This is a genomic window from Methylophilus sp. DMC18 (assembly GCF_056314005.1).
The window spans coordinates 1-25,123 of record NZ_JBQUZE010000002.1; the positions used below are offsets into that span (position 1 = coordinate 1).

A 25,123-nucleotide genomic window follows, 5' to 3' on the forward strand; every position below is an offset into this window, starting at 1 on the left:
TACACAAACATGAAAAACACATTAATGTGTCAACCATGTCCTAGTACATGTGTCACCTATGTCTCCGGTCTATACAGTGCAAGCAAAGAAAAGTAACTCGCCTACAGGCGAAATGAATGACTCATCCATCTCGGCTGTACTCAAGAGCGACACTAAATCGTAACTAATCAAACGCAACTGAGCCCAAGAGAAAATTTAATTATTCACGGAAAGGGCTGTGTCAGGGTGTGGAGCTATTAACCGAGTGAGTGATATTGCTATTTCTTCTGCGTCAGCGCAATAAAGGCGGCAATCCACCCAATCGCAGTAGTACACAGCAAGATCAGCCCACCCACATGAACCAGATGAAAAGCCAACTGAAAATGGCTTTGATAGTTATTAGCCAGCAATTGCACCGGCTGCCGCAGGTTCCAGACAATGGCAAATAAGAGCACGACAGCTATCAGGCCACCGCCCAGGCCATAGGCGCCGCCCATATACAAAAACGGGCGCCGGATAAAGCTATGCGTGGCGCCGATCAGGCGGCTGACTTCAATCTCGGCTTCATGCGTGAGAACCTGCATGCGCACGGTGTTGCTGATGACGGTAATCATGGCAATGCCGAGCAGGCTGGCAAAAATAATGGCAATGCGTTTGCCCAGCTGCAGCATGGAATGCAGGCGTTCTATCCACACGCTATCAATGACGATTTCATCGACTTCTGGCCGGGTTTGCAGCAGGGTTTGTACCGGTTTGACGGTGGCAGGCTGTGTATCCGTCAAGGTAATGAACACGGCATCTGGCAGCGGGTTTTGCGGCAAATCGACTAGCAAGTTTTTTTGCGAAAACTGCTGGGACAGTTGCTCGATAGCATCTTCTTTGGACACATAACGCACTTCTCTGACCTGTGGCAGGCCTTGCGTATCGTTGATCAGGCGTTGAATCAGGTTGCTGGAGGTCGCCGGTTTGAAAAAGACGCTGATTTGCGCATCCTGCTTGATGGCGCCAGACATGTCCTGCAAGTTATCCAGCGCGACAAACAGCAGGCCGGGCAGGGTGACGGTAATGCCAATCACCATGCAGATAATCAGGGTATTGAGCCAGTGATTTTTTAAACGCTGCAAGACCAGGTCTAAGGCCAGCGTGTGTTGGTTAAGCCAGTTTTTCATGCACTCATTCTCATAACATGGCCGTCTGTGCAGGCAGGGTGCTAATAGTTTGATGGTCGATATGCAGTGTACGGTAAGCGATGCTGCTGACTTGGGCGACATCGTGCATGGCAATGACCACGGTCACGCCCACTTCATTAAAGGCTTTGAGTAGCTGCATGATTTCAAGCGAGGCCGTCTGATCAAGGCCGCCGGTCGGTTCATCGGCAATCACAATCGAGGGGCGGCTGACCACGGCGCGCGCAATGGCGAGCCGTTGTTGCTCGCCGCCGGACAAGGTGATCGGCATGGCTTTTTCTTTATTGAGCAAGCCGACTTTATCCAGCGCAGCCCGCACGCGGCGAGCAGCCTCTTCGCCGGTGATGCCCTGAATGCTGAGCGGCAAGGCCACGTTGTCAAAGCTGTTGCGGTCGTAGAGCAGTTTGTGGTCCTGAAACACCAGGCCAAAGCGGCGACGCAAATAGGGCACGGCATTGGGATGCAGTTTGCCGATATCCTGCTGATTAATCAGAATCTGGCCGCTAGAAGGCGCTTCAATGCCCGCCATCAATTTAAGCAGGGTGCTTTTGCCTGCGCCAGAGTGGCCGGTGACGAGCACGAAATCGCCTTTGTCTATATTGAAGCTGACCTGGCGGAACAGGTGTGCGCTATTGGGGTAGCGCATGCTGACGTTTTTAAACACAATCATGGCTAGTCATCAATCAAGGCGTCGATAAAGTCATGGGCGTCAAACGGGCGCAGGTCATCAATACTTTCCCCCACGCCAATAAAACGCACCGGAATCTTGCTTGCCGATTGCTGGCTCAGGTGCGCAATCGCGGCAATGACGCCGCCTTTGGCGGTGCCATCCAGCTTGGTTAAGGCCAGGCCGGTGACACCGAGCGCCTCGTTAAAGGTTTTTAACTGGTTGACCGCGTTTTGGCCCGTGTTGGCATCCAGCACCAGCAAAATTTCGTGTGGCGCACCAGGCAAGGCTTTGTCGATGACACGCTGCACTTTTTTAATCTCATCCATCAGGTGCAATTGCGTGGGCAAGCGGCCTGCGGTATCGGCGATGACCACGTCGATTTTTCTGGCCATGGCCGAGTTCACCGCATCGTAAATCACTGCCGCCGGGTCGCCACTCTCTGAGGCAATGACGTGCACATCGTTGCGCTCGCCCCACACCTGCAACTGTTCACGGGCAGCGGCCCTAAACGTATCCCCCGCGGCAATCAGCACGCTTTTGCCCTGGGCCTGCAAATACTTGGCCAGTTTGCCAATAGTGGTGGTTTTACCAGCGCCATTCACGCCCACCATCATCATGACAAACGGCTGGTGATCCTTGACCTCTAGCGGCACTTGCAAGGGCGTCAGCAGGTCAAGCAGCGTGTCTTTCAACGCCTGTTTCAGTGCAATGGTGTCTTGCAGATCATGCTTTTTAACGCGGCTACGCAGTTGTTCGAGCAGGTGCTGGGTGGCACTGACGCCGACATCCGAAGTTAGCAGGATGGTTTCGAGTTCTTCGTAAATGTTTTCATCAATCTTGCCACCGCCAAACAAGGCGCTTAACTGCCCGCCCAGCTGCTGACGGGTTTTGGCCAGCCCGTTTTTGAGACGCTGCGCCCAGCTGAGGCTGGTCGGTTCAGGTTGGGCAGGCGTCGCTGGTTCGGATTTTTTGGCGAAAGGATTAAACATGGCAATCTAAAACTCTGTAATATGACTATTTTAAGCCGAATCGACGTTTCCCGCCACGTCAAGCTGAGCACTTGAGTCGCCAGGCCTCCGAACTTAGTCCGCGCTGTGTCGGTCACATGCATGGCGATACACATCAAGCTAAAAACAACCTATTCATCATTCATAAAGTCAGATATGAAAAAATCTTATTCTTTTGCGCGCTTGCCACGATTGGGGCTGTGCCTGGTCCTGTTGATGAGCGCTCATGCCGCGCAAGCACAGGCAGAGATTGCGCAGAAAACCCTTAAAAACGGACTCAAAGTCATTGTGCAGGAAGACCATCGAGCGCCCGTCGTTGTCTCGCAAGTCTGGTATCGCGCCGGTTCGCTGGATGAAGTGAATGGCAAAACCGGGGTCGCCCATGTGCTGGAACACATGATGTTTAAAGGCACGCAAAAAGTCCCGGCCGGGCAGTTTTCCCGCCAGATTGCGGCTGCGGGCGGCAAAGAAAACGCCTTTACCAGCAAAGATTACACCTGTTATTTCCAGCAACTGGAAAAATCCAGATTGCCGCTGGCCTTTACGCTGGAAGCAGACCGCATGGCCCATTTGCAGATTACCGATGCCGAGTTTGCCAAAGAGATTGAGGTGGTGAAAGAGGAGCGCCGCTGGCGTACTGAAGACAAGCCGCAATCACGTGTCAACGAACAATTTGAATCTTCGGTCTATCGTGCCCATCCTTATGGCCGTCCGGTGGTCGGCTTTATGAATGATCTTGAAAATATGACTGCTGATGATGCCCGTGAGTGGTACCGCACCTGGTATGCGCCGAATAATGCCACAGTGGTGGTGGTCGGTGACGTCAAGGCGCAGGAGGTGTTTGCGCTGGCTGAAAAAAACTTTGGCAAACTGGCGGCCAAGCCTTTACCTGTGCGTAAGCCACAGGTGGAGCCCGCCCAGATTGGTGAGCGCCGGGCCATTGTGAAGGCGCCAGCCAAGCTGCCCTTTTTTGTGATGGGGTTTCACGCGCCCGCGCTAAAAAATGCGGCGGCTTACAGCGAGCAGGACTGGGAGCCTTATGCGCTTGAAGTGTTGTCCAGCATTCTGAGTGGCAATGATGCGTCACGCCTCAACCAGAAACTGGTGCGTGAGCAGGCGATTGCGCTTGAAATTGACACGGGGTATGACAGTACCAACCGCGGTCAAACCTCGACATTTGAGGTGGCGGCCTCGCCAAGTGAAGGCGTCTCGCAAGAGGCGCTGATCAAGGCGATCTGGGCACAAATTGAAGAAGTCAAAAACAATGGCGTCACGCCGGCTGAGCTGCATCGAGTGAAAGCCGCGGTCATTGCCGCCGATGTCTACAAACGTGACTCCATGTTTTATCAGGCCATGCAGATCGGCCAGCTGGAAACCATGCATTACCCTTTATCCTTGCTACAAACCAATGCCTCACGTGTGCAGGCGGTCACCTCTGAACAAGTGCAGGCCGTGGCCAAAAAATATCTGGTTGCAGACCAAATGACGCTGGTCAGCCTGGACCCACAACCGATGGATCCTAACCAGAAGCCCGCCGGTCGGCCGCATCAACATTAATCCGTTCTTCGAACGTTTGATTTGGGAATTTCATGAAAGTCGTTACTTTATTTAAACACCGGGTATTCAACACCGTCTTGTTGATCAGCCTGCTGCAAGGCTATGCCAGCCTGGCATGCGCCGCACTGAATATTCAGCACTGGACCACCGCGGAGGGCAGCGAAGTCTATTTTGTTGAAAATCATGCCTTGCCCATGATGGATGTCAGCATCAATTTTCGTGCAGGCAGCGCTTATGACCAGCCAGACAGCAGTGGTGCCGCCGCGTTAACCCATCATGTGATGGGCATGGCCGCGGGCGGGTTGGCAGAGGAAACGCTGACTAACCGCTTTGCCGATGTGGGTGCGGTGTTGGGCGGCAGTTTTGATGCAGACCGCGCCAGCTTTAAGTTGCGTACTTTGACCAGCGAACAGCAGGCCGCACTGGACGCGTTTACGCTGGTGTTACACCAGCCGGATTTTCCTGAAGCCGTCGTGAGCCGTGAGCAAACCCGTATTGTGGCCGCGCTGCAAGAGGCCGAAACGGAGCCGGATAGCATTGCGCAAAAAGCCTTTATGCAGGCGGTGTACGGCATGCATCCTTATAGCCTGGATCAAAACGGTGAAGTGGGTACGGTGCCATCGCTGACGGTGAGCCAGTTGCGGCAGTTTTATCAAAGCCACTATACGGCAAAGTCTGCCGTGATCGCCCTGATGGGGGATCTGACCCCGGATCAGGCCCGGCAAATTGCGCAGCGTCTGAGTGCTGGTCTGCCAGCAGGACCTGCGGTGGCCGATATCCCCGCCGTGCCAGCGTTGTCTGCGCCTAAACTGAAAAAAGTGCCGCATCCTGCCATGCAGGCACACATCCTGGTTGGCCAGCCAGGCAATAAGCGCGGCGATGCAGACTTCTTTGCGCTGTATGTGGGTAACTATATTTTGGGCGGCGGTGGTTTTGTGTCACGTCTGACCGAGGAAGTCCGTGAAAAGCGCGGTCTGGCGTATAGCGTGTATAGCTACTTTATGCCCATGAGTCAGTTGGGACCGTTCCAGATCGGGCTGCAAACCAAAAAAGAGCAAAGTGAAGAAGCGCTCAAACTGGTGATGGCCACCGTACAGAAATTTGTCGATCAAGGCGTGACAGAAAAGGAACTGGCTGCGGCCAAGGATAACCTGATTGGTGGTTTTCCCATGCGTATAGACAGTAATAGCAAGATTCTCGAGTACCTGAACATGATCGGCTTTTACAAGTTGCCGCTGGATTACCTGGATAGCTTTAATGACAAGGTCGCAGCCGTCACTGTGCAACAGGTGAATGATGCGTTCAAGCGCCGCATCCATCCTGAGCATTTTGCCACCGTGATCGTTGGAGCGGAATAACAAAAAGCCGGCAGTTTGCCGGCTTTTGCTTTTGTGTCTAATGCGGTGAGCGGGGTCAGATTAAGCCATGCGCTTTTTTCTCGCCAGCCAGTAGTATAAAAAGGCCCCCAGCAGGTTTAAAAAGAAAATCACCAGAAACCACACCAGCTTGTCTTCACTTTGATTGGCCAGGCAATCAATCAGCATCCATACCCAAAACAGTGACAGCGCCAGCGCGATCACGCCGCCCAGCAGACCAAAGCCAAATAAGAACTCCATAGCAATATTCCTTGATGAATTAACGAAATCATAACACGATGACTTGGGTGCACCCTCGGTTTAGCGCAGGCCATGGGTAGTCGGGATGCAAAATCTGGGATAATGCTGCTTTATTTATTCGAATCAACCACCGCTCATGAATCAGGTACGATTGAATGCCGGGAAATGGCGTAGCCGTGTGCTCAAGTTTCCCGATGCCGAAGGGCTACGCCCGACGCCAGACCGCGTGCGGCAAACCGTCTTTAACTGGCTGGGCCAGGACTTGACAGGAAAAACCTGCCTGGATTTGTTTGCGGGGACCGGTGCCCTGGGGTTTGAAGCGCTGTCTCGCAATGCCAAAGCGGTCACCATGCTCGAATTGGCCAAAGCGCCTTATGCGGCTTTGTGCCAGAACCAGCGTTTGCTGGAAGCGACCCAGGCCCGCATCCAGCAAATGGATGCCAGAACTTTTCTGGGCAGCAATCAACAGCCGTTTGACGTGATTTTTTGTGACCCGCCGTATCGCCAGGACTGGCTGGCGCAATTGTTGCCCGTGCTGCCCAGACATTTGGCGCCTGAAGGCTGGCTATATGTTGAGGCTGAATATGCGTTAAAATCTGATGCATGCTGGCAGGTGGTCAAATCAGGCAAAGCGGGTCAGGTCTATTTTCACCTGCTGCAACCCGCGTCAGCCGATGCGGCTGCTGGTACGGATTAAGGCAATCAAGTCAGCGGCAGCCAGCAACGACACAACGATGATTACGGAAGCAAGCGATGAGTAAAACCAGAATTGCCGTCTATCCAGGCACCTTTGATCCCATCACCCTGGGGCATGAGGATATTGTGCGCAGGGCGGCCAAGCTGTTTGACCAAGTGATTGTGGCGGTGGCTGGCAGCACCAGCAAACAAACCTTGTTCAGCCTGCAAGAGCGGGTTGCGCTGGCAGAGTCGGTGTTTGCAGGCGATAACATCCGTGTGGTCGGCTTTGACGGTTTGCTCATGCAGTTTGTGCAGGCGCAGGGCGGGCAGATGGTGATCCGTGGCCTGCGTGCGGCCAGTGACTTTGAATATGAGTTTCAGTTGGCCGGCATGAACCGCAAGCTCTATCCCAAACTGGAAACCCTGTTCATGACCCCGGCGGAAGAGTTCATGTTTATTTCCTCCAGCCTGGTGCGTGAAGTGGCGCGCCTGGGAGGCGATGTGAACCAGTTTGTCTCACCAGGCGTCGAACGGGCAATCAAGCAAAAACTGGCGATTGCCTGAGTGATGGCGCCTCTGTAGCGATGTAAAGAAAATCATGGCTTTATTTATTACCGATGAATGTATTAACTGCGATGTGTGCGAGCCCGTGTGCCCGAATGAAGCCATCTCGCAAGGCGCAGAAATTTATGAAATCAACCCCGACTTGTGTACCGAGTGCGTCGGCCATTACGATAAACCGCAATGTCAGCAGGTCTGCCCGATCAGCTGCATTCCGCTAGACCCTGAGCGGCGCGAAACCAAGGAGCAATTGCTGGAGAAATATCAGCGCATTGTTGCCACGCGGGGTTAAGCCGAGTGGGCCGGTTACGTCCACAACAGATTAAAAAAATTAGAGATCAAGGAGACATCAATGCGGATTTTACATACCATGTTGCGCGTGGGCGATATGCAGCGTTCCATCGACTTTTATACTGGCGTACTGGGCATGAAGTTAATCCGTACCCAGGATTATCCTGACGGCGAGTTTACACTGGCGTTTGTCGGCTATGGTAACGAGTACGACCACACCGTGCTGGAGCTCACCTACAACTACGGCAAAACCACTTATGACATGGGCACCGCCTATGGTCATATGGCAATTGAGGTGGACGATGCCTATAAAGCCTGTGAGCTGGTCAAGGCCAAGGGCGGCAAAGTGGTGCGCGAGGCGGGGCCGATGAAACACGGCACCATTGTCATTGCCTTTATCGAAGACCCGGACGGCTATAAAATCGAATTCATCCAGAAGGGGACGATTGAATATCCCAAGCATGTCTAACCGGACATTGTTATTGCAGGCCGTGAGGCTGGCGCAAGCCGGAGACTGGCATGGCGCACATCAAATTGCGCAGGCGTATAGTGACCCCACTGCCAACTGGATACATGCGGTATTGCATAAAATAGAAGGTGACCGTTGGAATAGTGAATACTGGTATGCCAGAACCGGCGGTCATCAGTATGCAGATTTTGACAGCGACAGCGCGGCAGAGCTCGACGCGATTGCCCGCTGGCTGACGCCAGAATAGCGCTTATTTACTTGTGCTCTTCGTCGCTGCCCTGGCGACCCGTCGTAAAAATGCCCCACAGTGATTGCGTAAACAAGCCGATCACGGTCCCAAACAGGAATAGCAGCAAGCCGATGATCAGGCACATCAGCAGCAAAAAGCCATCCTGCAGCCAAACGCTCTGCGCGGCCAACGACTGCCAGACGGACAGGATTTGTGCCATCCAATGATCGAGATTGATGCATTTCATCTGTCTATTATGCCTCAGGAAACCGAGTGTGATGCATAGTCGTGGCGTCTTTGCTAGTGCAAATTTCCGCAAAACATCCATCAAACTGTGCGGCCTTGCCGTTTCAGGGCCTGATGGAAAGTCTGGGTTCAACGCGACTGTTGCCCATGTGATTCGAGGCCCAAATCGGTGCACCGGTTTGCCTGTTGGCAGTGCATGTGAGTCACTTCGTATATGGCGCTTGAGTTTCGTTTCTTCCAATACGCTGATTTTAAAGTAAAAAAATCTTTTTTTTAGATGGCCTGCTTGTTGCTAGGGATAACCTAAGCTAGAGGAGAGGCATCATGATAAAAAAACTTGCAGCCGACGCCATGCTAACGGCGGAAATGCGGCTGTCCAACAATATTCAGTTGTTAGGTGATTTACTTGATCAGGCCATTCTGGAGGTGGAGGGCGAAGCGGTTGCGCAGAAAATTGCCGCCATCCGGCAAGCCGCATTGCGTTTTCACCAGAACCATGACCAGCAGGCTTCGTTAGATCTTGAGCAGTTGCTCGCTGACCTGAGCCTGGAGCATACGGTGCGCGTGGTACGTGCACTGGCTTATTTCAAACATCTGGTGAATTTGGCCGAAGATCTTTACGGACAGGAACTCGGCCATTGCCAGCAAAATACACCTGCGCCTGGCATGTTGTCGCACACGCTGGCACAAATCAAGGCCTCTGGCATCGCGCCGCAAAAAATCCAGCAACTGTTGCAAGACGCCCTGATCTCACCAGTGCTGACTGCGCATCCGACCGAGGTGCAGCGTAAAAGTGTGCTGGACATTGAGCAGCTGATTGCGGAGTTGCTGGGGCAGCGTGGGCACATGGTGTCTGAGCGCCAACTGGCGCGCAACAAGCTGTTATTGCAAGGTGCGGTGTCGGCCTTGTGGCAAACCCGCATGATGCGCTACTCCAAGCTCAGTGTGCTCAATGAGATTGAAAACGCACTGACCTATTACGAAAGTACCTTCTTACATGTGATCCCTGAAATCCTGCAGGATATCGAGCGCGACCTGGCAGATTGGCTGCCCGGCATGGACTTGCCAGGTATTTTGCGCATGGGTAGCTGGATTGGTGGCGACCGTGACGGCAATCCGTTTGTGAATGGCACCACCTTGCGCGACAGTGTGCGCCTGCAGGCCACCACCTTGTTCAAGTTCTATCTGCAAGAGCTGGCCGCGCTCAAGCGCGAGCTGGCTGTGTCCACGCGCGTGGTTGGTGTGGATGACGCAGTGTTGGCCTTGGCGAAAGCTTCGCGCGACCAGTCATCGCATCGGCTGGATGAACCCTACCGGCTCGCGCTTAATGGCGTGCATGACCGTTTGCTGGTGACCGCCAGCCATTTGCTACCCGATGCCAGCTGGAGTTTGCCGGAAGAAGTCGGCAACGAGCCTTACGAAGATCCTGAGGCCTTGCTGCACCCCTTGCAGACCATTGCCGATTCTTTGCGCCGTCACCATGGCGAGGCCTTGATTTATCCGCGGCTGGGCAAGTTGATTAAAGCCATCGTCACGTTTGGGTTTCATTTGGCCACCGTGGATATCCGCCAGTCCTCTGACGTGCATGAAGCGGTGATTAGCGAGCTGTTACATAAGGCGGGCTACGATTTTGACTACGCCAGTTTTAACGAGGAAGAGAAAATCGGCCTTTTGCTCGAAGAACTGAAGCAACCGCGCCTGCTGTTTTCGCCTTTTCAGCAATATTCCGAGCTGGTGCACAAGGAAATCGGCGTGCTGGAAGCCGTACGCGAGGTGCGCCAGCGCTTTGGTGAGCATGCGGTACGCCAGTATATTATTTCGCACACTGAAACCTTGTCTGACCTGCTGGAAGTGGCCTTGCTGCAACGTGAGGCTGGCTTGTTGCGCGGCGTGTGGGGCTCGGCCAATATTCAGGTTGATCTGAATATCGTGCCACTGTTTGAAACCATTGCCGACTTGCGCGACGCGCCCATGATCATGGGCAAATGGCTGAGCCTGATCGGCATCCGGCATGTGATCCGTTTCCAGGGCAATGAGCAGGAAGTCATGCTGGGCTATTCGGACAGCAACAAGGATGGCGGTTTTTTGACCTCGAACTGGGAGTTGTATAAAGCGGAAATTTCGCTGGTGGAACTGTTTAACCAGGCCAACGTCAAGTTGCGCCTGTTCCATGGCCGTGGCGGCACGGTTGGCCGCGGCGGTGGCCCAACCTATCAGGCCATCATGGCGCAACCCATCGGCACCGTCGATGGCCAGATTCGCCTGACCGAACAGGGCGAAATCATCTCCACGCGTTATGCAGACCCGGTGGTCGGCCGCCAGCATCTGGAAACCCTGATTGCGGCGACGCTGGATGCCACCTTGTTCCCGGCCGACCAGCTGGAGCCCGCCAAACGGCGTGCGTTTGAAAGCGTGATGGAAGCCCTCTCAGCCACCGCGATGACCAGCTACCGTAGCCTGGTTTATGAAACCCCGGGCTTTGCCGATTACTTTTTCAATACCACGCCGATTGAGGAAATTGCCGGACTCAATCTGGGGAGCCGGCCCGCCGCGCGCAAATCGACGCGACGGATTGAGGATTTAAGGGCGATTCCGTGGGGATTCTCATGGGGGCAGTGCCGCTTGCTGCTGCCAGGCTGGTATGGTCTGGGCAGCGCCATTCACCAGTTTTTAGCGCACGACCCAGCCTTGAAGCAGGCACGTCTGGAAATGTTGCTGGAGATGCAGGCACACTGGCCGCTGTTTAATACCCTGATTAACAACGTCGATATGGTGCTTGCGAAAACAGACCTGATCGTGGCGCGCCATTATGCCCATTTGCTGGCTGACAAGGCCTTGCGCGAAGAAATTTTCAGCCGCATTGCGCACGAACACAAACTGACCACCGACGCGGTCAATCTGCTGCTGGGCACCACGCAACGTCTGTCCACTCAGCCGGTGATCGCCAAATCCATTCGCGACCGCTTGCCCTATCTGGATCCGCTTAATCACTTGCAGGTAGAAATGATACAGCGTTACCGCAATGGCGAAACCGATGAAAAACTCAAGTGGGCCATCCCGCTGACCATTAATGGCATTGCTACCAGTTTGCGCAATACAGGTTAAGGCCTGATAGGCAGAAACAACGCAGGACAAGCTGGGCTTGTCCTGCGGGGCGCCTCTGCTTAGACAATGATGCTAAAACGCCAAACGTTATATCATGCTAAGTGGGTATGGCACGGGCCTTAGTGGCGGTGTTTGTCTTCCCAGGCTTTGAGCTGTTTCTCGGCTTCATCCTTGGTAATGCCATAGCGTTCCTGGATTTTACCTGCGACTTGGTCGCGTTTGCCTTCGATCACATCCAAGTCATCATTGGTCAGTTTTCCCCATTGTTCTTTGACTTTGCCTTTAAGCTGCTTCCAGTTGCCTTCGAAAATGTCTTTGTTCATCTCGAGTCTCCTATGATTACATTCTTGATTTAGATCGTTGTGTCAGTCGATGTACATGCCATCGACCTGAGTGCATCTTAAAGGCAAGCTTGCCCGGGTTCAGTCGGCCATGCCCGCATTTTTGGGTCGGATTTGGCTGACAAACTGTTGAGGGGCGCCTGGGTTGAGTTGCGCTTTCAATGTGGGCAGGTATCGCGATGCCATTAAAAGCTGTTAAGATGCGGCCATGAAGAATGACACCTTTTTCAGCGCGCTCGCGCGGCGCCTGCCTTATGAGTTTTGGATAGGCTGGCGCTATACACGCGCCAAACGCAACAATCACTTTATTTCGTTTATCTCCCTCACCAGCATGATAGGCATTGCCCTCGGTGTGATGGCCCTGATTGTCGTGTTGTCGGTCATGAACGGCTTTCAGGATGAGCTCAGAAAGCGCATTTTAGGCGTGGCTTCGCATATTGAAGTGCGTAGCTTTGAAGCCGGGTTGCCGGACTGGCGGCATTTGCAGCAGCAGATAGAACAGATTCCGGCCAAGGCGGTTGCCAGCCCCATCACCGGTGTGGCGCCTTACATCATGGCGCAAGGCATGTTGACGCATGACGAGGCGGTGCAGGGCTTGCTGATTCGTGGCGTGTTACCTTCACAAGAAGGCAAAGTTTCTGACCTGGCAACCCAGATGAAAATTGGCAAGCTGACCGATTTGCAGCCAGGCCAATTCAATATTGTATTGGGGGCAGACCTGGCGCTGGCGCTGGGCGTGCGTGTTGGCGACAAGGTGGTATTGATGGCGCCGCAAGGGCAGGTGACTCCGGCGGGACTGGTGCCTCGCATCAAGCAATTTACTGTGGCCGGGATTTTTCAGGTTGGCATGTATGAGTATGATGCGGGCCTGGCCTTGATTCATTTGTACGATGCGGCCAAACTGTACCGGCTGGGAGATCAGGTTTCTGGTTTGCGACTCAAGCTGGATGACTTGTTTATGGCCGACCGCGTCAGCCGCGAGCTGGTGCAGGCGCTGGGACCCAATTATTACGTTACTGACTGGACCCAGCAACATGCCAATTTCTTTAAGGCGATCCAGCTCGAAAAACGAGTGATGTTTATTATCCTGGCGCTGATCGTGGCGGTGGCAGCATTTAATATTGTCTCTACACTGGTGATGGCGGTAACTGACAAACGTGCGGATATTGCCATCCTGCGCACCATGGGCGCAACCCCGCAAAGCATACGCAAAATGTTTGTCGTGCAAGGCGCGATGATAGGCATTATCGGCACCTTGTCGGGGGCGGTGCTGGGCGTGTTGCTGGCCCTCAATATCGAGACCGTGGTGCCCTGGATTGAACATACTTTTAATGTGCAGTTTTTGTCCAAAGACGTCTACTACATCAGTGATTTGCCTTCCAAGCTGATGTGGTCGGATGTGTCGGCGATTGTGGGCCTGTCTATCCTGCTCAGTCTGGTCGCGACCTTGTATCCCAGTGCCCGTGCGGCGAGTATGAATCCGGCGGAGGCCTTGCGTTATGAGTAATTGGGTATTGCAGTGCCAGGGCTTGGCCAAGCGGTATGAAGCGCTGGATACCTCGGTGCTGACCGGGGTCGACTTGCAACTGGCGGCAGGTGATCATGTGGCGATTGTTGGCGCTTCGGGCAGTGGTAAAAGTACCTTGTTGCATTTGCTGGGCGGTCTGGACGCGCCTACGCATGGCGAGGTGCAGTGGCTGGGCAAGCCGTTAACCAGGCTCTCCGAGGCTGAAAAAAGTGCCATGCGTAACCAGTATCTGGGCTTTGTCTATCAGTTTCATCACTTGCTGCCCGAGTTCAGTGCGCTGGAAAATGTGGCCATGCCGCTACTGATTCGGCGTATGCCGCGGGCGCAGGCGCTGGAACAGGCTGCACATTATCTGACGCAGGTCGGTCTGGCGCATCGTCTGCAACATACCCCTGGTGAGTTGTCAGGCGGGGAGCGTCAGCGCGCGGCCCTGGCCCGTGCATTAGTCACGCAGCCACGCTGCATATTGGCCGATGAACCAACCGGCAACCTGGACCGGCAAACGGCACAACAAGTGTTTGAGTTGCTGTTGCAGATCCAGGCGCAACAGGGCACTGCGCTAGTGGTCGTCACCCATGATCTGTCGCTGGCGTCACGCATGCATCAGCAATATCGTTTGCAGGATGGGCGCTTGCAACCCCTGTTGCCAGACGCGCAAGGACTGGCTGACGAGTAGCCGTCATGTTGCCGGGCGCCACACTGGGATTATTATTCGGTGTCTGGCTGTTTCAGCAACAAGCGCAATTATGGTCGCTCCCGGTTTGGCTGGGCTGGCTAGCAGCCTTGGGACTGGTCGCGCTACTGGCGAACAGTCGCCATATCGGGGGTGTCAGGCTAACCTCAGCGGTTCGCCTTTTTTGCCGTCGGCTTGGCTGTATTTTGCTCGTGGCTGCCATCGGCTTTGCCTGGGCGCAGGCGCGCGCGGCCTGGCGCTTGCAAACGGCGCTGCCTCAGGCGTGTGAACAACAGCCACTCAAGATTCAAGCTGTGATTGTGAGCGTGCCAGCGCGCGATGCACGAGGCCAGCATGTGGATGTTGCCGTTGAGCGCACCTTCAACACACATTGTCCGTTGCCCCCCAGGCTGCGATTGCATCTCTACGAGCAGTCATATCGTCATGCCCCGGCCACGTCGCACAATGCTTTACCGTTATTACAAGCAGGAGAGCGCTGGCAATTCACCGTCAAGCTCAAACGTCCGCATTCCACGCGTAATCCGCATGGTTTTGATTATGCTGCCTGGTGCCTGGCCAACCAGATTGGCGCGGCAGGCTCTATAGTCTCCAAAGCACCGATGCGCAAGCTGCAAGCCATGGTCTGGCAACCCGCTGCCATGGTTGCGCACTGGCGAGCGCTGGTGGGTGAGCGAATCCAGCAGGTGCTGGGAACCAGCCCGGCCAGTGGCGTCCTGCGCGCTTTGGTTATCGGTGATGATAGCCAGATCTCGCGTGCGGACTGGCAATTGTTTGTCGATACCGGGATTAATCATTTAATCAGTATTTCTGGTCTGCATATTACGATGCTGGCTGGCCTCGGTTATTTCTTGACGGGCTGGGTGTGGCGGCAGCAACCGCGCTGGGCGATATATGTGCCCTCCACTCTGGCGGCACGGGTGGGTGGGGCCTTAGTGGCGGTGGTTTATTCCGCCCTGGCCGGATTTTCCATTCCGACACAGCGCACCTTATGGATGTTGCTGACCATGCTAGGCATGCTGAGTCTGCGCCGCCAATTCCCTTTTTCCTGGATACTCAGTGTGGCACTCTGGGTGGTCGTCGTGCTGGATCCCTGGGCGGTGCTGGCGCCGGGCTTCTGGTTGTCTTTTGGCGCAGTGGCCTTGCTCGCCTTTGGCATGGGCGGACGCTTGCGTCCACCGAGTGCCTGGCGGGCCGCGGTGCATACACAGAGCATGATTACGCTGGCCTTTGTGCCTATCCTGATCCTATTGTTTAACCAGGTGTCTCTGGTGTCCCCGTTTGCCAATGCTCTGGCGATTCCACTGGTTAGCCTGGGCGTGGTGCCACTGGCGATTGCCGGCGCTATGTTGCCGGTGGATGCCTTGTTAATGCTGGCAGCACAGCTGTGGCAGGGACTGGCCTGGCTATTACATTGGTTCAGCCAATTATCCTGGGCAGTCTGGTATCTGCCTACACCGTCACTGTCTGCCTGGCTGCTGGCAATGTTAGGCATGCTGGTGTTACTGTTACCCAAAGGCTGGCCATTACGCTGGTTTGGGCTGCTACTCTGGTTGCCTTTATGCTTGCCTGCCCTGTCAGTGCTCAAGCCAGGGGACATGCGCGTCACTGTGCTGGATATCGGCCAGGGCTTGAGTGTGCTGGTGCAAACGGCTAGCCATGCCATGCTCTACGATGCGGGGCCGGTCTATCATGAAGACAGTGATGCCGGTCAACGGATTGTGCTGCCTTATTTGCGCCACTTGGGCCTGTCCCGGCTGGATTTGGCGGTGGTCTCGCATGACGATAATGATCATGTCGGTGGCATGGCCTCGGTGCTGGCTGGCGTGCCAGCCACACACTTGTTAAGCTCACTCGGCACAGACGCGGCTTTTTTTGAGCAACTGCAGGCGATTCCGCAGGCGGCAAGCATGCCACATCTTGCTTGCCAGGCCGGACAGCATTGGCAATGGGACCAGGTCAGTTTCAAGGTGCTTTATCCTTTGGCGCAACCAGAAACTCCCCTTAAAGATAACGATAAAAGCTGTGTGATTCAGGTGATCTCTGCCCATGGCAGTCTGTTATTGACAGGGGATATCGAACAATATGGTGAGCAACGGTTGCTGGAGCAGTCTGGGAAAAATCTGGCTTCTACGGTGATGACCATGCCGCATCATGGCAGCAAAACCTCCTCCAGTCCTGCGTTTGTCCAGGCGGTAAAACCCAGCATCGCGATTGCCACGGTGGGCTATCTTAACCGGTTCGGCCACCCCAAGCAGGCGGTGTTATCACGCTACGAAGCGATAGACAGTCAACGCTATCGCTCAGATCAACATGGCGCGGTGATGCTGAATTTTACACAGGGCAATCACCCAACGGTCTTAACCTGGCGCCAGGTTGAGCCGCATTATTGGGATTGACTGCCTCTGCGATCGCCCACATTTCGCAAAAGCGGTTTTGTAACCGCCTAGATACCGCACAAAACTTGCCCTTAGGGCAGGTTAACGCTAAAGTAGCGGAAGTTTAAAAAAACCATTGGAGTCATCACTGTGTGGGAAATTATTTTAGCGGCCGGTTGGCCAATCTGGCCTCTGGTTATCGCTTCTGTGATCTCGTTTGCCATTATTGTCGAGCGATTCTGGGCCTTGAGAGCTTCAGTTGTCACCCCGGACCAGTTATTGCCTGAAGTGCAAAACTGGTTAAAGCAGGGCGGCGTGACACGTGAAACCTTAAGCCGTCTCGAAGCACACTCTTTACTTGGTCGCGTTTTTGCAAGTGCGTTGGCGAATATGGGGCACTCACGTGAGGTTACCAAAGAAGCCATTGAAGAAACCGGCCGTGCGGTTGCACACAAACTGGAACAATACCTGCCCACCTTGGGGACCATTGCCACTGTAGCGCCTTTGCTGGGGCTGCTGGGGACGGTGATCGGCATGGTCGAGCTGTTTGGTTCATTCACGAATAGTGGTCACGATGTGGCACAGTTTGCGCGCGGCATTTCGGTGGCCTTGTACAACACGGCGGCCGGGATTGTGGTGGCGGTGCCTTCGATGATTGCCTATCGTTATTTCAAGAGCAAAGTGGACGGTTTTCTGGTGGATATGGAGCAGCAAGCCGTTAAACTGGTAGAAATTATCCACGGCGACCGCGGATAAGCATTTTGCGACAGGATAAAAAAAGGCAGTCTCATGAACTTTAAACGTGGTAGCCGCGACGAAGAGCTAGAAATCAACTTTATTCCGTTGATTGACGTGTTGCTGGTGATTATTATTTTCCTGATCGTGAGTGCAACCTTTTCACGTACCAGTGAGTTGCAGATTAACTTGCCGACCGCGGATGCCAATGCCCCTCAAGAAAAACCATTGACTATTACCGTGGAGGTCGATGCCAGCGGCCGTTGCCTGGTGAATGGCAAAGAAGCGAATGGTGCCGTGGTGTCTGATTTGTCAGCCGCCTTGATCGAAGCAGGCAAGGCCGGTCCGGCAGACAAAGAGCCGACCATTATCATTAATGCCGATGGCAAGGCCTCGCACCAGTCTGTGGTGAATATTATGGAAGCCTCCCGGATGGCGAATTACACACACATCACCTTTGCCACACAGGTAAACAGCCACTAATGTGTGGTGGCTGTTTGTGAGCTGTCCCGTTTAGTGCCAGGCAAGCCCGTTGTGACCGACGGGCTTGCTTGTTTTTAAGTAATCAGAGAACCCGCATGGCCCGCAAACAAAAAGTCGATTTACCTAAAATCGTCAATCCCAAACTGTTATACAAGCGCCTGTTTTTATATGCCTGGCGTTACAAGTTTTATTTTCTGGTCTCCATGGTGGCAACCACCGTGTTGTCGCTCAGTAACACCGCTTTTCTGGCCCTGATTAAAAAAGTCACCGATGAAGGCTTTGTCCAGCATTCGGTGCAGGAAGCATTTACTTTGCCGCTGATGCTGGTTGGCTTGATGGTCGTTCGTGCCGTGGCTTCATTCTTCTCGATTTACTGCTTGCGCGCTGTGACCAGGCTGGTGGTCGAAGTGATGCGTAAACAGGTGTTTGCCAAGCTGATGTTGTTGCCGGTCAGTTTTTTTGACATGCATTCCAATGGCTCGCTGGTGTCCAAGATGACCTATGACGCCGAGCGGCTATCGATTGTCGTCACGCGTTCGGCCCATAACGTAGTACGGGATATCCTGACTGTGATAGGCCTGATTGCTTACATGCTGTATTTGGACTGGAAACTGACCCTGGTATTTGCGCTGGTGACGCCGCTGATGGGGCTGTATTTATCCAAGACTACGCCCAAGTTGCGCGCAAATGCCAAACGGGTACAGCAAGCCGTTGGCGAGATTACCAAAACGGCGGAAGAGGCGATTGCCGCGCAGCGTATTGTCAAAATTTTTGGCGCGCAAAATTTTGAGAACACGCGCTTTGGCGATGTGGTCGGTAAAAACCGCCAGCTCGAATTGCGCAGTGCGCGTATCTCGGGGCTGAACAGCTTTGTGATTGAGGTGTTGTCGGCGCTGGCTTTAGGGCTGGTGGTCTATTATGCCCTGGGACAATTTACGGTAGGCGAGTTTGCCGCGTTTATCGGCGCATTGATGATGCTGATTGCACCGATCAAACACATCACTTCGGCTAACGAAGACTTGCAAGTGGGCCTGGCGGCGGCGCAGAGTATTTTTGAGGTGCTGGATTTGGCATCCGAAGAGGATCATGGCCATCATCGGATTGGCCGCGCACAGGGCGATCTGGTATTTAAAGACGTGACCTTGCGGTATCCGCAGGCCAAACACAACGCACTGGACCACATTAACGCCACGATACGCGCTGGCGAGAAAGTGGCGCTGGTTGGTCGTTCTGGCAGTGGCAAAACCACACTGGTCAATTTGCTGCCACGCTTCTATGGGTTGCAAGAAGGCAGTATTTTGCTGGATGGCGTGGATGTCCGCGAGTATGGGCTGGAGAACTTGCGCGAACAGTTTTCACTGGTCAGTCAGGATATCGTCTTGTTTAACGACACCATTTACAACAATATTGCCTATGGTGCCTTGCGCGAGGCGACTGAGGAAGAGGTCATTGCCGCTGCCAAAGCGGCTAATGCCTGGGAGTTTATCGAGCACATGCCGCAAGGCCTGCAAAGCGAAATCGGTGACCGGGGTGTCCGTTTGTCCGGCGGGCAGCGCCAGCGTCTGGCGATTGCACGTGCCATTTTAAAAGATGCGCCGGTGTTACTGCTGGATGAGGCGACGTCTGCCTTGGACAGTGAGTCCGAGCTACATGTACAGATGGCGCTGGATCGCTTAATGCAAAACCGCACGACGATCGTGATTGCGCACCGCTTGAGTACCGTAGAGAACGCAGACCGGATTCTGGTCATGGATCAGGGCAGAATCATCGAAACTGGATCGCATACCAGCCTGCTGGCACAAAGCGGGTATTACAGCCGGTTGTATCACAAGCAGTTTCAAGACGACTGATGTTGCGGCATTGGTTTGAAAAACAGTGGCAGGGGATGGGCTGGGCGCAAGCCTTACTGCTGCCGTTGTCTATGCTGTTTGCGGTATTGTCTGGCTTGCGGCGCCAGTGTTACCAGGTGGGGTTGTTGAGAAGCCAGGCCTTGCCTGTGCCGGTGGTGGTAGTCGGCAATCTCTCTGTAGGTGGGGTCGGTAAAACGCCGGTGGTGATTTATCTGGCGCAGCAGTTACTTGCCGCAGGCTACCGTCCCGGGATTTTGAGCCGCGGCTATGGCGGACAACACACCGGCGAGGTGACGCCTGATAGCTTGCCGCAGTCACTGGGCGATGAGCCGGTGTTGATTGCCGGGCGTACTGGCTGTCCGATCTGGGTCGATGCCAACCGTGTTGCAGGCGGTCTAGCCTTGCTGCAGGCGCATCCTGAAGTCAATGTGATTCTGTGTGATGATGGCTTGCAGCATTATGCGCTTCAGCGGGATATCGAAATTGCCGTTGTACAGCGGCCACTCGGTATCGGCAATGGTCACTTACTCCCTGCCGGGCCGTTGCGTGAGCGATTGCGCCGTTTGCAAACCGTGGATATCATCGTAGAAAGTGGTCAGGTCCCTGCCGGCCCCTGGCCTGTGGCGCATTATGTCGTTGGCCTGGAAGTGGGCCGCTGGACCTCAGTCACAGACCTGAATACGCATCTGTCGAATGCCGAGTTGCAGCAGCGGGCATTGGTTGCAATTGCCGGCATCGGTCACCCACAACGGTTTTTTAATACCGTCTCCAATCTGGGTATTACCTGTGAAACCGTCGCCTTCCCCGACCACCATGCTTACCGCAAGGAAGACTTCCAGCCTTTTAAACAAAAAACCATACTGATGACAGAAAAAGATGCCGTAAAATGTCAGCATCTGGGATTAACCAACGCCTGGTATTTGCCAGTCAGTGCGCAAATCACGCCGCTTGGTGATCATCCTTCCCTGACGGAAAACGTTATCAGACGTTTGCAACAATGCAAAGGAAATAGGCATGAATCCTAAACTCTTGGAAATTCTGGTGTGTCCGGTAACCAAAGGACCGCTGGTGTATGACAAACAAAAGCAGGAGCTGGTGTCCAAAGGGGCTCGCCTGGCTTATCCGGTACGCGATGGCATCCCGGTCATGCTCGAAGACGAAGCCCGTCGCCTGGAAGAGCACGAATACGCTGAATAACCATGTTTAAAGTTGTTGTTCCAGCCCGTTTTGCCAGTACCCGGCTACCGGGCAAACCCTTGCTTGATCTTGCCGGTAAACCCATGGTGGTTCGCGTGGCTGAGCAGGCAGCCAAAAGCCTGGCCAATCAGGTGGTCGTGGCCACCGATCATGCGCAGATTCTGCAAGCTGTCGCGCAGCACCAGATCACTGCAGTGATGACGCGGGCCGATCATGTTTCTGGCACAGACCGCATTGCTGAAGTGGTGCAAACCATGCAATGGCCGGAGGACACCATCGTCGTCAATGTGCAGGGCGATGAGCCTTTGATTGATCCGGTGCTGATCAACGAGGTGGCCCAGACCTTGGCCAATGATGAACAGGCGGTGATGTCTACCGCTTGCCATGCCATTCATGACGAGACGGTTTTCACAAATCCGAATGTGGTCAAGGTGGTATTCAATGCCAAGCAGCGCGCGCTGTACTTTAGTCGCGCGCCGATTCCATTTGCACGGGACACGGCAGATCGCCAGCAGCCCCTCACCGCATATCGTCACATTGGCATTTATGCCTATCGTGTCAGCTTTTTGAAGCAATATGCCAGCTTGCCAGTCACCACGCTGGAAAGCATTGAAAGCCTGGAACAATTGCGCGTGCTGTATCATGGCTACCAGATCGCCGTTAGCGTGACTGATCACGCGCCTGCCAGCGGCGTGGATACACCCGAAGACCTGGCGGCTGTCAGGCAGATTTTTGCTAGTAACGACTAAAAATAAAAAGCCTCACTTAAGTGAGGCTTTTTATTGCGTATGCGCTGTTTCTTAACCATCATTTCTCTGACAGTTTGAATCAAGTGCGGAAAATAAAGTAGACTGCCCCCATCATACATAAGCCTGCCCACAGGTAATCCCACTTGAGTGGCTGCTGCATGTACATGACGGCAAACGGGACGAATATCACCAGTGTGATGACTTCTTGCAGAATTTTGAGTTGCGCCAGATTGAGTTGGGTAAAGCCAATCCGGTTGGCGGGTACCTGAAAACAATATTCAATCAGGGCGATGCCCCAACTGATGAGAATGGCGATCCAAAGCGGTTTTTGATGCAAGTCTTTCAGGTGACCATACCAGGCAAACAACATGAACAAGTTGGCTGTGGAAAGAAGCAGGATGGTTTTAATCAGTGTGAAAGACATGCAACATCAGGCAAGAAAGGGTGACTTGGGAAAAGTCACCGGATCATTGAAAAAAGCTTAAATGGCGGCTTCGCCAGTTTCACCAGTACGGATACGGATCACTTGTTCGACGGAAGAGACAAAAATCTTGCCATCACCGATTTTACCGGTATGGGCGGCCTTGATAATGGCTTCGATCGCACTTTCTACCATGTCTGATCCTAGAATCACTTCAATTTTGATTTTTGGCAGAAAGTCGACGACATATTCTGCGCCACGATATAACTCGGTGTGACCTTTCTGGCGACCAAATCCCTTGACTTCGGTGACTGTCAGTCCATTGACGCCAATCGCAGATAACGCCTCACGCACTTCGTCCAGTTTAAAAGGCTTAATAACGGCTTCTACTTTTTTCATATGTGCTCCGTGGATAAATCTCTCAATGGCATTTTACGCAAGCAGTGCTTTTTATACAAATGTCCTGTGCATGCCTCACAAGGCCTTGCGTGTCGCGCACTTAAAATGACAGGTTACAGGTGATCGGGTAGCGACGGTCCTTGCCAAAGCCGCGCTCTGTAATCCTGACACCCACTGCCGCTTGCCGCCGCTTGTATTCATTGCGATCAATCAGGCGAGTCACGCGCTGCACATCACTGGCGGTATACCCCATTTCGATGATACGCGCGATGCTCAGGTCTTTTTCGACGTAGGCTTCCATGATGGCATCCAATACCTCATAGGGCGGTAAGCTGTCCTGGTCGGTCTGGTTTTCTCTGAGCTCGGCACTAGGGGCACGTGTGATAATCCGTTCAGGGATCACCCGGCTCAGGCCATTGCGGTAGGTTGCCAGCTTGTAAACCAGGGTTTTGGGTACATCCTTGATCAAGGCAAAGCCACCCGCCATATCACCGTATAAGGTGCTGTAGCCGACAGCGGTTTCTGATTTGTTGCCAGTGGTAAGCACCAGGCTGCCAAACTTGTTACTGATGGCCATCAGTAACATGCCACGGATGCGGGCCTGCAGGTTTTCTTCGGTGGTATCAAAAGACTTGCCGGAAAACTCCTCAGACAAGGTCGCACAAAATCCTTCAAATAGCGGTTTGATGGGTAATACGCTGTACTCAACCTCAACCAGTTGTGCCATTTCAGCAGCATCTGCCACGCTGATGCCGGCGGTAAATTCAGAGGGCATCATCACTGCTTTGACGCGCGCTTTACCCAGTGCATCCACGGCGATGGCGAGTGTGAGGGCGGAATCTATGCCACCAGACAGGCCCAGCACCGCCCCGGGGAATTTGTTTTTATTGACATAGTCACGCAGACCCAGTACCAGCGCTTTGTATACGGCGGCTTCGGTGCTCAACGGCGCCGTAATGTCGGTGGCCAAGGGGGTCGTGCCGTCTATAGTCAGGTAAGCCAGCCCGGCTTCAAACATGGGCAGCTCTTGCACCAGTTCTCCCAACCGGTTCATGCTAAAAGACGCGCCATCAAACACCAGTTCGTCCTGGCCGCCGACCATGTTGGCATAGACCATGGGTAGCCCGGTTTCGCGGATGCGGTCGCGCAATACCTGGTAACGTGTCTGTTGTTTGTGCAAATGGTAAGGTGAGGCATTGATCGTCAGCAGCACTTGTGCCGAAGCTTGCAGGGCCTGCAGGGCAGGGCCTGACTCCCAGCTATCCGCACAGATCAGCACGCCATAGCGTACGCCATGCCATTCAAACACCACGGGCAATTGACCCGCCTCAAAATAGCGCTCTTCATCAAAGACGCTGTAGTTGGGCAAGTGATGTTTATGGTAAGTTGCCTGTATCCTGCCAGTATGGATTACCGAAGCCGCGTTGTAGCGTTTGCCTGCCACTTCATCAGGATGTCCAACAATGACTGCCATGTCGTGAGGCAGACGCTGCACCAGCCAATTGAGTGCCTGCGTGTTGGCGTGATAAAAATCCTGCCTGAACAGCAAATCTTCTGGAGGGTAGCCGCATAACGCCAGTTCTGGTGTCAGTAAGAGGCGTGCGCCCGCTCGATAAGCCTCTTCGGCTTGCGCCAGAATGTGTTCCGCATTTTGCTGCATGGCACCGACCATGCAGTTCATTTGAGCAATTGCAAGTTTCATCTGCTTTTCATTCAGGATGGGCTGCAGGGCTTAATACTTGCCACCCGCAGCCTTGATCAGTTCTACCATGGCCGGGTTTTGGCCTTTGAGGGCATAGACATAAGCGGTCAAACCGTATTGATCACGTGTTTTGACATTGGCCTCATGTTCAAGCAGCAAGCGCGCCATTTCCGGCGCATTGTTGCTCACCGCCAGGTGCAGCAACGGCGTGCCTTCGCTGTCTTTCTGGTTGGCATCTGCTTCATGCTCAAGCAGTGTTTTGGCTGCTTCAAGCTGATTTTTCTTCACCGCCCAGGTCAGGGCTGTCCAGCCATGTTCATCTTCCTCATCCACTTTGGCACCATGTTCTGCCAAATAGGTCACTACGGCGGCATGGCCCTCTCGGGCGGCAATCATGAGCGCTGTGGTGCCCAGCTTGTCTTTGAGATTGGCGTCAGCGCCTTTGGTTAACACCGTGGTAATGGTGGGCACATCACCACTTTTGGCCGCATACATGAGCACAGTTTTCCCATCCGAAGACCGCACATTAGCATCAAAACCACGCGCGATAATCAGGCCCACCAGTTCGCTGTAGCCGGAGGTGGCCGCCAGGCCGAGGGCGCTCCAGCCGGCCGGGTCACGGGCTTTAACATCGGCACCTTTTTCCATCAGCATTTTGGCGGCATCCAGATTATTTTTCTTGGCCGCAAACATGAGTGCTGTCCAGCCACCCTGATCTTTGGCATTAATGTCGGCGCCACCGGCTAACAACTCGCGGATCACTTCCGCCTGGTTTTTACGGGCGGCATACATGATGGGCGTCAGTTTGTCGCCATCGGTGACATTCGGGTTGGCGCCGCTTTTTAACAAGGCTTTGACCGTGGCCAGGTCGCCTTTGGCGGCGGCAATGAGCAGGTAAGACACTTCATCATCACGAAAAGGCGCGCTGTCCTCGGCCATCGGTTTTTTGCTGGCAGCCTCCGCAGACAGGCCAGGCCAGGTGAGGCCAATCAGCAGCATGCTGCCAACAATGATGCCTGTCCAGCGATGGTGAGCCTGTAAGCAACGATACATG

At 54.0% G+C, this 25,123-nt stretch carries 27 protein-coding genes; 17 read left to right on the forward strand and 10 right to left on the reverse strand.

From position 1 onward, the window contains the following. Positions 1-257: 257 nt before the first annotated feature. From ftsX to ftsY, 3 genes are read right to left on the reverse strand one after another with little or no spacing between them, the layout of a single operon-like run. Complete coding sequence (ftsX, locus tag ACT53G_RS03810) at positions 258-1,148, reverse strand: permease-like cell division protein FtsX (protein WP_476168773.1); 891 nt, start codon at positions 1,146-1,148, stop codon at positions 258-260. A gap of 10 nt (positions 1,149-1,158) precedes the next feature. Next, entirely contained in the window at positions 1,159-1,836 is a 678-nt protein-coding gene (gene ftsE, locus ACT53G_RS03815) for a cell division ATP-binding protein FtsE (RefSeq protein ID WP_194748342.1), read from the reverse strand. Between the two features lie 2 nt (positions 1,837-1,838). Continuing rightward, the gene (ftsY, locus tag ACT53G_RS03820) at positions 1,839-2,825 is read right to left on the reverse strand and encodes a signal recognition particle-docking protein FtsY (RefSeq protein WP_476168774.1); all 987 of its coding nucleotides are present in this window, start codon (positions 2,823-2,825) and stop codon (positions 1,839-1,841) included. A 174-nt stretch (positions 2,826-2,999) separates the two neighbouring features. Here ftsY and ACT53G_RS03825 point away from each other — a divergent pair, with 174 nt between their 5' ends. Beyond that, on the forward strand, positions 3,000-4,400 hold the full coding sequence (locus ACT53G_RS03825; protein WP_476145451.1) for a M16 family metallopeptidase: 1,401 nt from the start codon (positions 3,000-3,002) through the stop codon (positions 4,398-4,400). Between the two features lie 32 nt (positions 4,401-4,432). Beyond that, a complete protein-coding gene (locus ACT53G_RS03830; protein WP_476168775.1) occupies positions 4,433-5,758 on the forward strand; it encodes a M16 family metallopeptidase in 1,326 nt (441 codons plus the stop codon). Positions 5,759-5,818: 60 nt separating this feature from the next. On the opposite strand, the gene ACT53G_RS03835 is transcribed toward ACT53G_RS03830, so the two are convergent. Continuing rightward, the gene (locus ACT53G_RS03835; protein WP_194748338.1) at positions 5,819-6,016 is read right to left on the reverse strand and encodes a PLDc N-terminal domain-containing protein; all 198 of its coding nucleotides are present in this window, start codon (positions 6,014-6,016) and stop codon (positions 5,819-5,821) included. Between the two features lie 136 nt (positions 6,017-6,152). Here ACT53G_RS03835 and rsmD point away from each other — a divergent pair, with 136 nt between their 5' ends. Genes rsmD through ACT53G_RS03860 form a run of 5 tightly spaced genes read left to right on the forward strand, consistent with a single transcriptional unit; the run spans position 6,153 to position 8,262 of the window. Beyond that, positions 6,153-6,713, forward strand: coding sequence for a 16S rRNA (guanine(966)-N(2))-methyltransferase RsmD (rsmD, locus tag ACT53G_RS03840; RefSeq protein ID WP_476168776.1), 561 nt, complete (start codon positions 6,153-6,155; stop codon positions 6,711-6,713). 56 nt (positions 6,714-6,769) lie between these two features. Beyond that, on the forward strand, positions 6,770-7,258 hold the full coding sequence (gene coaD, locus ACT53G_RS03845) for a pantetheine-phosphate adenylyltransferase (protein ID WP_275356037.1): 489 nt from the start codon (positions 6,770-6,772) through the stop codon (positions 7,256-7,258). A gap of 34 nt (positions 7,259-7,292) precedes the next feature. Further along, entirely contained in the window at positions 7,293-7,547 is a 255-nt protein-coding gene (locus tag ACT53G_RS03850) for a YfhL family 4Fe-4S dicluster ferredoxin (RefSeq protein WP_275356035.1), read from the forward strand. A gap of 60 nt (positions 7,548-7,607) precedes the next feature. Continuing rightward, on the forward strand, positions 7,608-8,015 hold the full coding sequence (gloA, locus tag ACT53G_RS03855; protein WP_275356033.1) for a lactoylglutathione lyase: 408 nt from the start codon (positions 7,608-7,610) through the stop codon (positions 8,013-8,015). After that, a complete protein-coding gene (locus tag ACT53G_RS03860; protein WP_476168777.1) occupies positions 8,008-8,262 on the forward strand; it encodes a hypothetical protein in 255 nt (84 codons plus the stop codon). The genes gloA and ACT53G_RS03860 overlap by 8 nt, the downstream gene beginning before the upstream one ends. A 7-nt stretch (positions 8,263-8,269) precedes the next feature. On the opposite strand, the gene ACT53G_RS03865 is transcribed toward ACT53G_RS03860, so the two are convergent. Next, positions 8,270-8,491, reverse strand: coding sequence for a hypothetical protein (locus tag ACT53G_RS03865; protein WP_194748332.1), 222 nt, complete (start codon positions 8,489-8,491; stop codon positions 8,270-8,272). A 323-nt stretch (positions 8,492-8,814) separates the two neighbouring features. Between ACT53G_RS03865 and ppc the strand changes: the two genes are divergently transcribed. Beyond that, positions 8,815-11,595 (forward strand): phosphoenolpyruvate carboxylase, encoded by a 2,781-nt coding sequence (gene ppc / locus ACT53G_RS03870; RefSeq protein WP_476168778.1) that lies wholly within the window; start codon positions 8,815-8,817, stop codon positions 11,593-11,595. Between the two features lie 119 nt (positions 11,596-11,714). Here ppc and ACT53G_RS03875 read toward each other — a convergent pair whose 3' ends face one another. Next, entirely contained in the window at positions 11,715-11,918 is a 204-nt protein-coding gene (locus tag ACT53G_RS03875; protein ID WP_194748330.1) for a CsbD family protein, read from the reverse strand. Positions 11,919-12,144: 226 nt separating this feature from the next. Here ACT53G_RS03875 and ACT53G_RS03880 point away from each other — a divergent pair, with 226 nt between their 5' ends. The 9 genes from ACT53G_RS03880 to kdsB all read left to right on the forward strand — a co-directional run bounded on the left by ACT53G_RS03880 (position 12,145) and on the right by kdsB (position 21,547). Next, a complete protein-coding gene (locus ACT53G_RS03880; RefSeq protein WP_476168779.1) occupies positions 12,145-13,443 on the forward strand; it encodes a lipoprotein-releasing ABC transporter permease subunit in 1,299 nt (432 codons plus the stop codon). Then, a complete protein-coding gene (lolD, locus tag ACT53G_RS03885; RefSeq protein WP_194748328.1) occupies positions 13,436-14,140 on the forward strand; it encodes a lipoprotein-releasing ABC transporter ATP-binding protein LolD in 705 nt (234 codons plus the stop codon). Before ACT53G_RS03880 ends, lolD begins: the two co-directional genes overlap by 8 nt. Before the next feature lie 5 nt (positions 14,141-14,145). Then, on the forward strand, positions 14,146-16,554 hold the full coding sequence (locus tag ACT53G_RS03890; RefSeq protein WP_476168780.1) for a DNA internalization-related competence protein ComEC/Rec2: 2,409 nt from the start codon (positions 14,146-14,148) through the stop codon (positions 16,552-16,554). 129 nt (positions 16,555-16,683) lie between these two features. After that, positions 16,684-17,289, forward strand: coding sequence for a MotA/TolQ/ExbB proton channel family protein (locus tag ACT53G_RS03895; RefSeq protein WP_194748326.1), 606 nt, complete (start codon positions 16,684-16,686; stop codon positions 17,287-17,289). Between the two features lie 33 nt (positions 17,290-17,322). Then, positions 17,323-17,751 (forward strand): ExbD/TolR family protein, encoded by a 429-nt coding sequence (locus ACT53G_RS03900; RefSeq protein ID WP_194748325.1) that lies wholly within the window; start codon positions 17,323-17,325, stop codon positions 17,749-17,751. Between the two features lie 95 nt (positions 17,752-17,846). Continuing rightward, a complete protein-coding gene (gene msbA / locus ACT53G_RS03905; RefSeq protein WP_194748324.1) occupies positions 17,847-19,601 on the forward strand; it encodes a lipid A export permease/ATP-binding protein MsbA in 1,755 nt (584 codons plus the stop codon). After that, positions 19,601-20,626: a tetraacyldisaccharide 4'-kinase gene (gene lpxK, locus ACT53G_RS03910; protein ID WP_476168781.1), complete on the forward strand. Its 1,026-nt coding sequence runs from the start codon at positions 19,601-19,603 to the stop codon at positions 20,624-20,626. Before msbA ends, lpxK begins: the two co-directional genes overlap by 1 nt. Next, on the forward strand, positions 20,616-20,798 hold the full coding sequence (locus tag ACT53G_RS03915; protein WP_194748322.1) for a Trm112 family protein: 183 nt from the start codon (positions 20,616-20,618) through the stop codon (positions 20,796-20,798). Before lpxK ends, ACT53G_RS03915 begins: the two co-directional genes overlap by 11 nt. 2 nt (positions 20,799-20,800) lie before the next feature. Then, on the forward strand, positions 20,801-21,547 hold the full coding sequence (gene kdsB, locus ACT53G_RS03920) for a 3-deoxy-manno-octulosonate cytidylyltransferase (protein ID WP_476168782.1): 747 nt from the start codon (positions 20,801-20,803) through the stop codon (positions 21,545-21,547). A 79-nt stretch (positions 21,548-21,626) separates the two neighbouring features. On the opposite strand, the gene ACT53G_RS03925 is transcribed toward kdsB, so the two are convergent. The 4 genes from ACT53G_RS03925 to ACT53G_RS03940 form a co-directional block, all read right to left on the reverse strand. Beyond that, positions 21,627-21,971 (reverse strand): DMT family protein, encoded by a 345-nt coding sequence (locus ACT53G_RS03925; protein WP_379075242.1) that lies wholly within the window; start codon positions 21,969-21,971, stop codon positions 21,627-21,629. A 57-nt stretch (positions 21,972-22,028) separates the two neighbouring features. Beyond that, complete coding sequence (locus ACT53G_RS03930) at positions 22,029-22,367, reverse strand: P-II family nitrogen regulator (RefSeq protein WP_194748319.1); 339 nt, start codon at positions 22,365-22,367, stop codon at positions 22,029-22,031. A 100-nt stretch (positions 22,368-22,467) separates the two neighbouring features. Continuing rightward, entirely contained in the window at positions 22,468-24,069 is a 1,602-nt protein-coding gene (locus ACT53G_RS03935; protein WP_476168783.1) for an NAD+ synthase, read from the reverse strand. A 30-nt stretch (positions 24,070-24,099) separates the two neighbouring features. Next, entirely contained in the window at positions 24,100-25,122 is a 1,023-nt protein-coding gene (locus ACT53G_RS03940; RefSeq protein WP_476168784.1) for an ankyrin repeat domain-containing protein, read from the reverse strand. Position 25,123 lies beyond the last annotated feature (1 nt).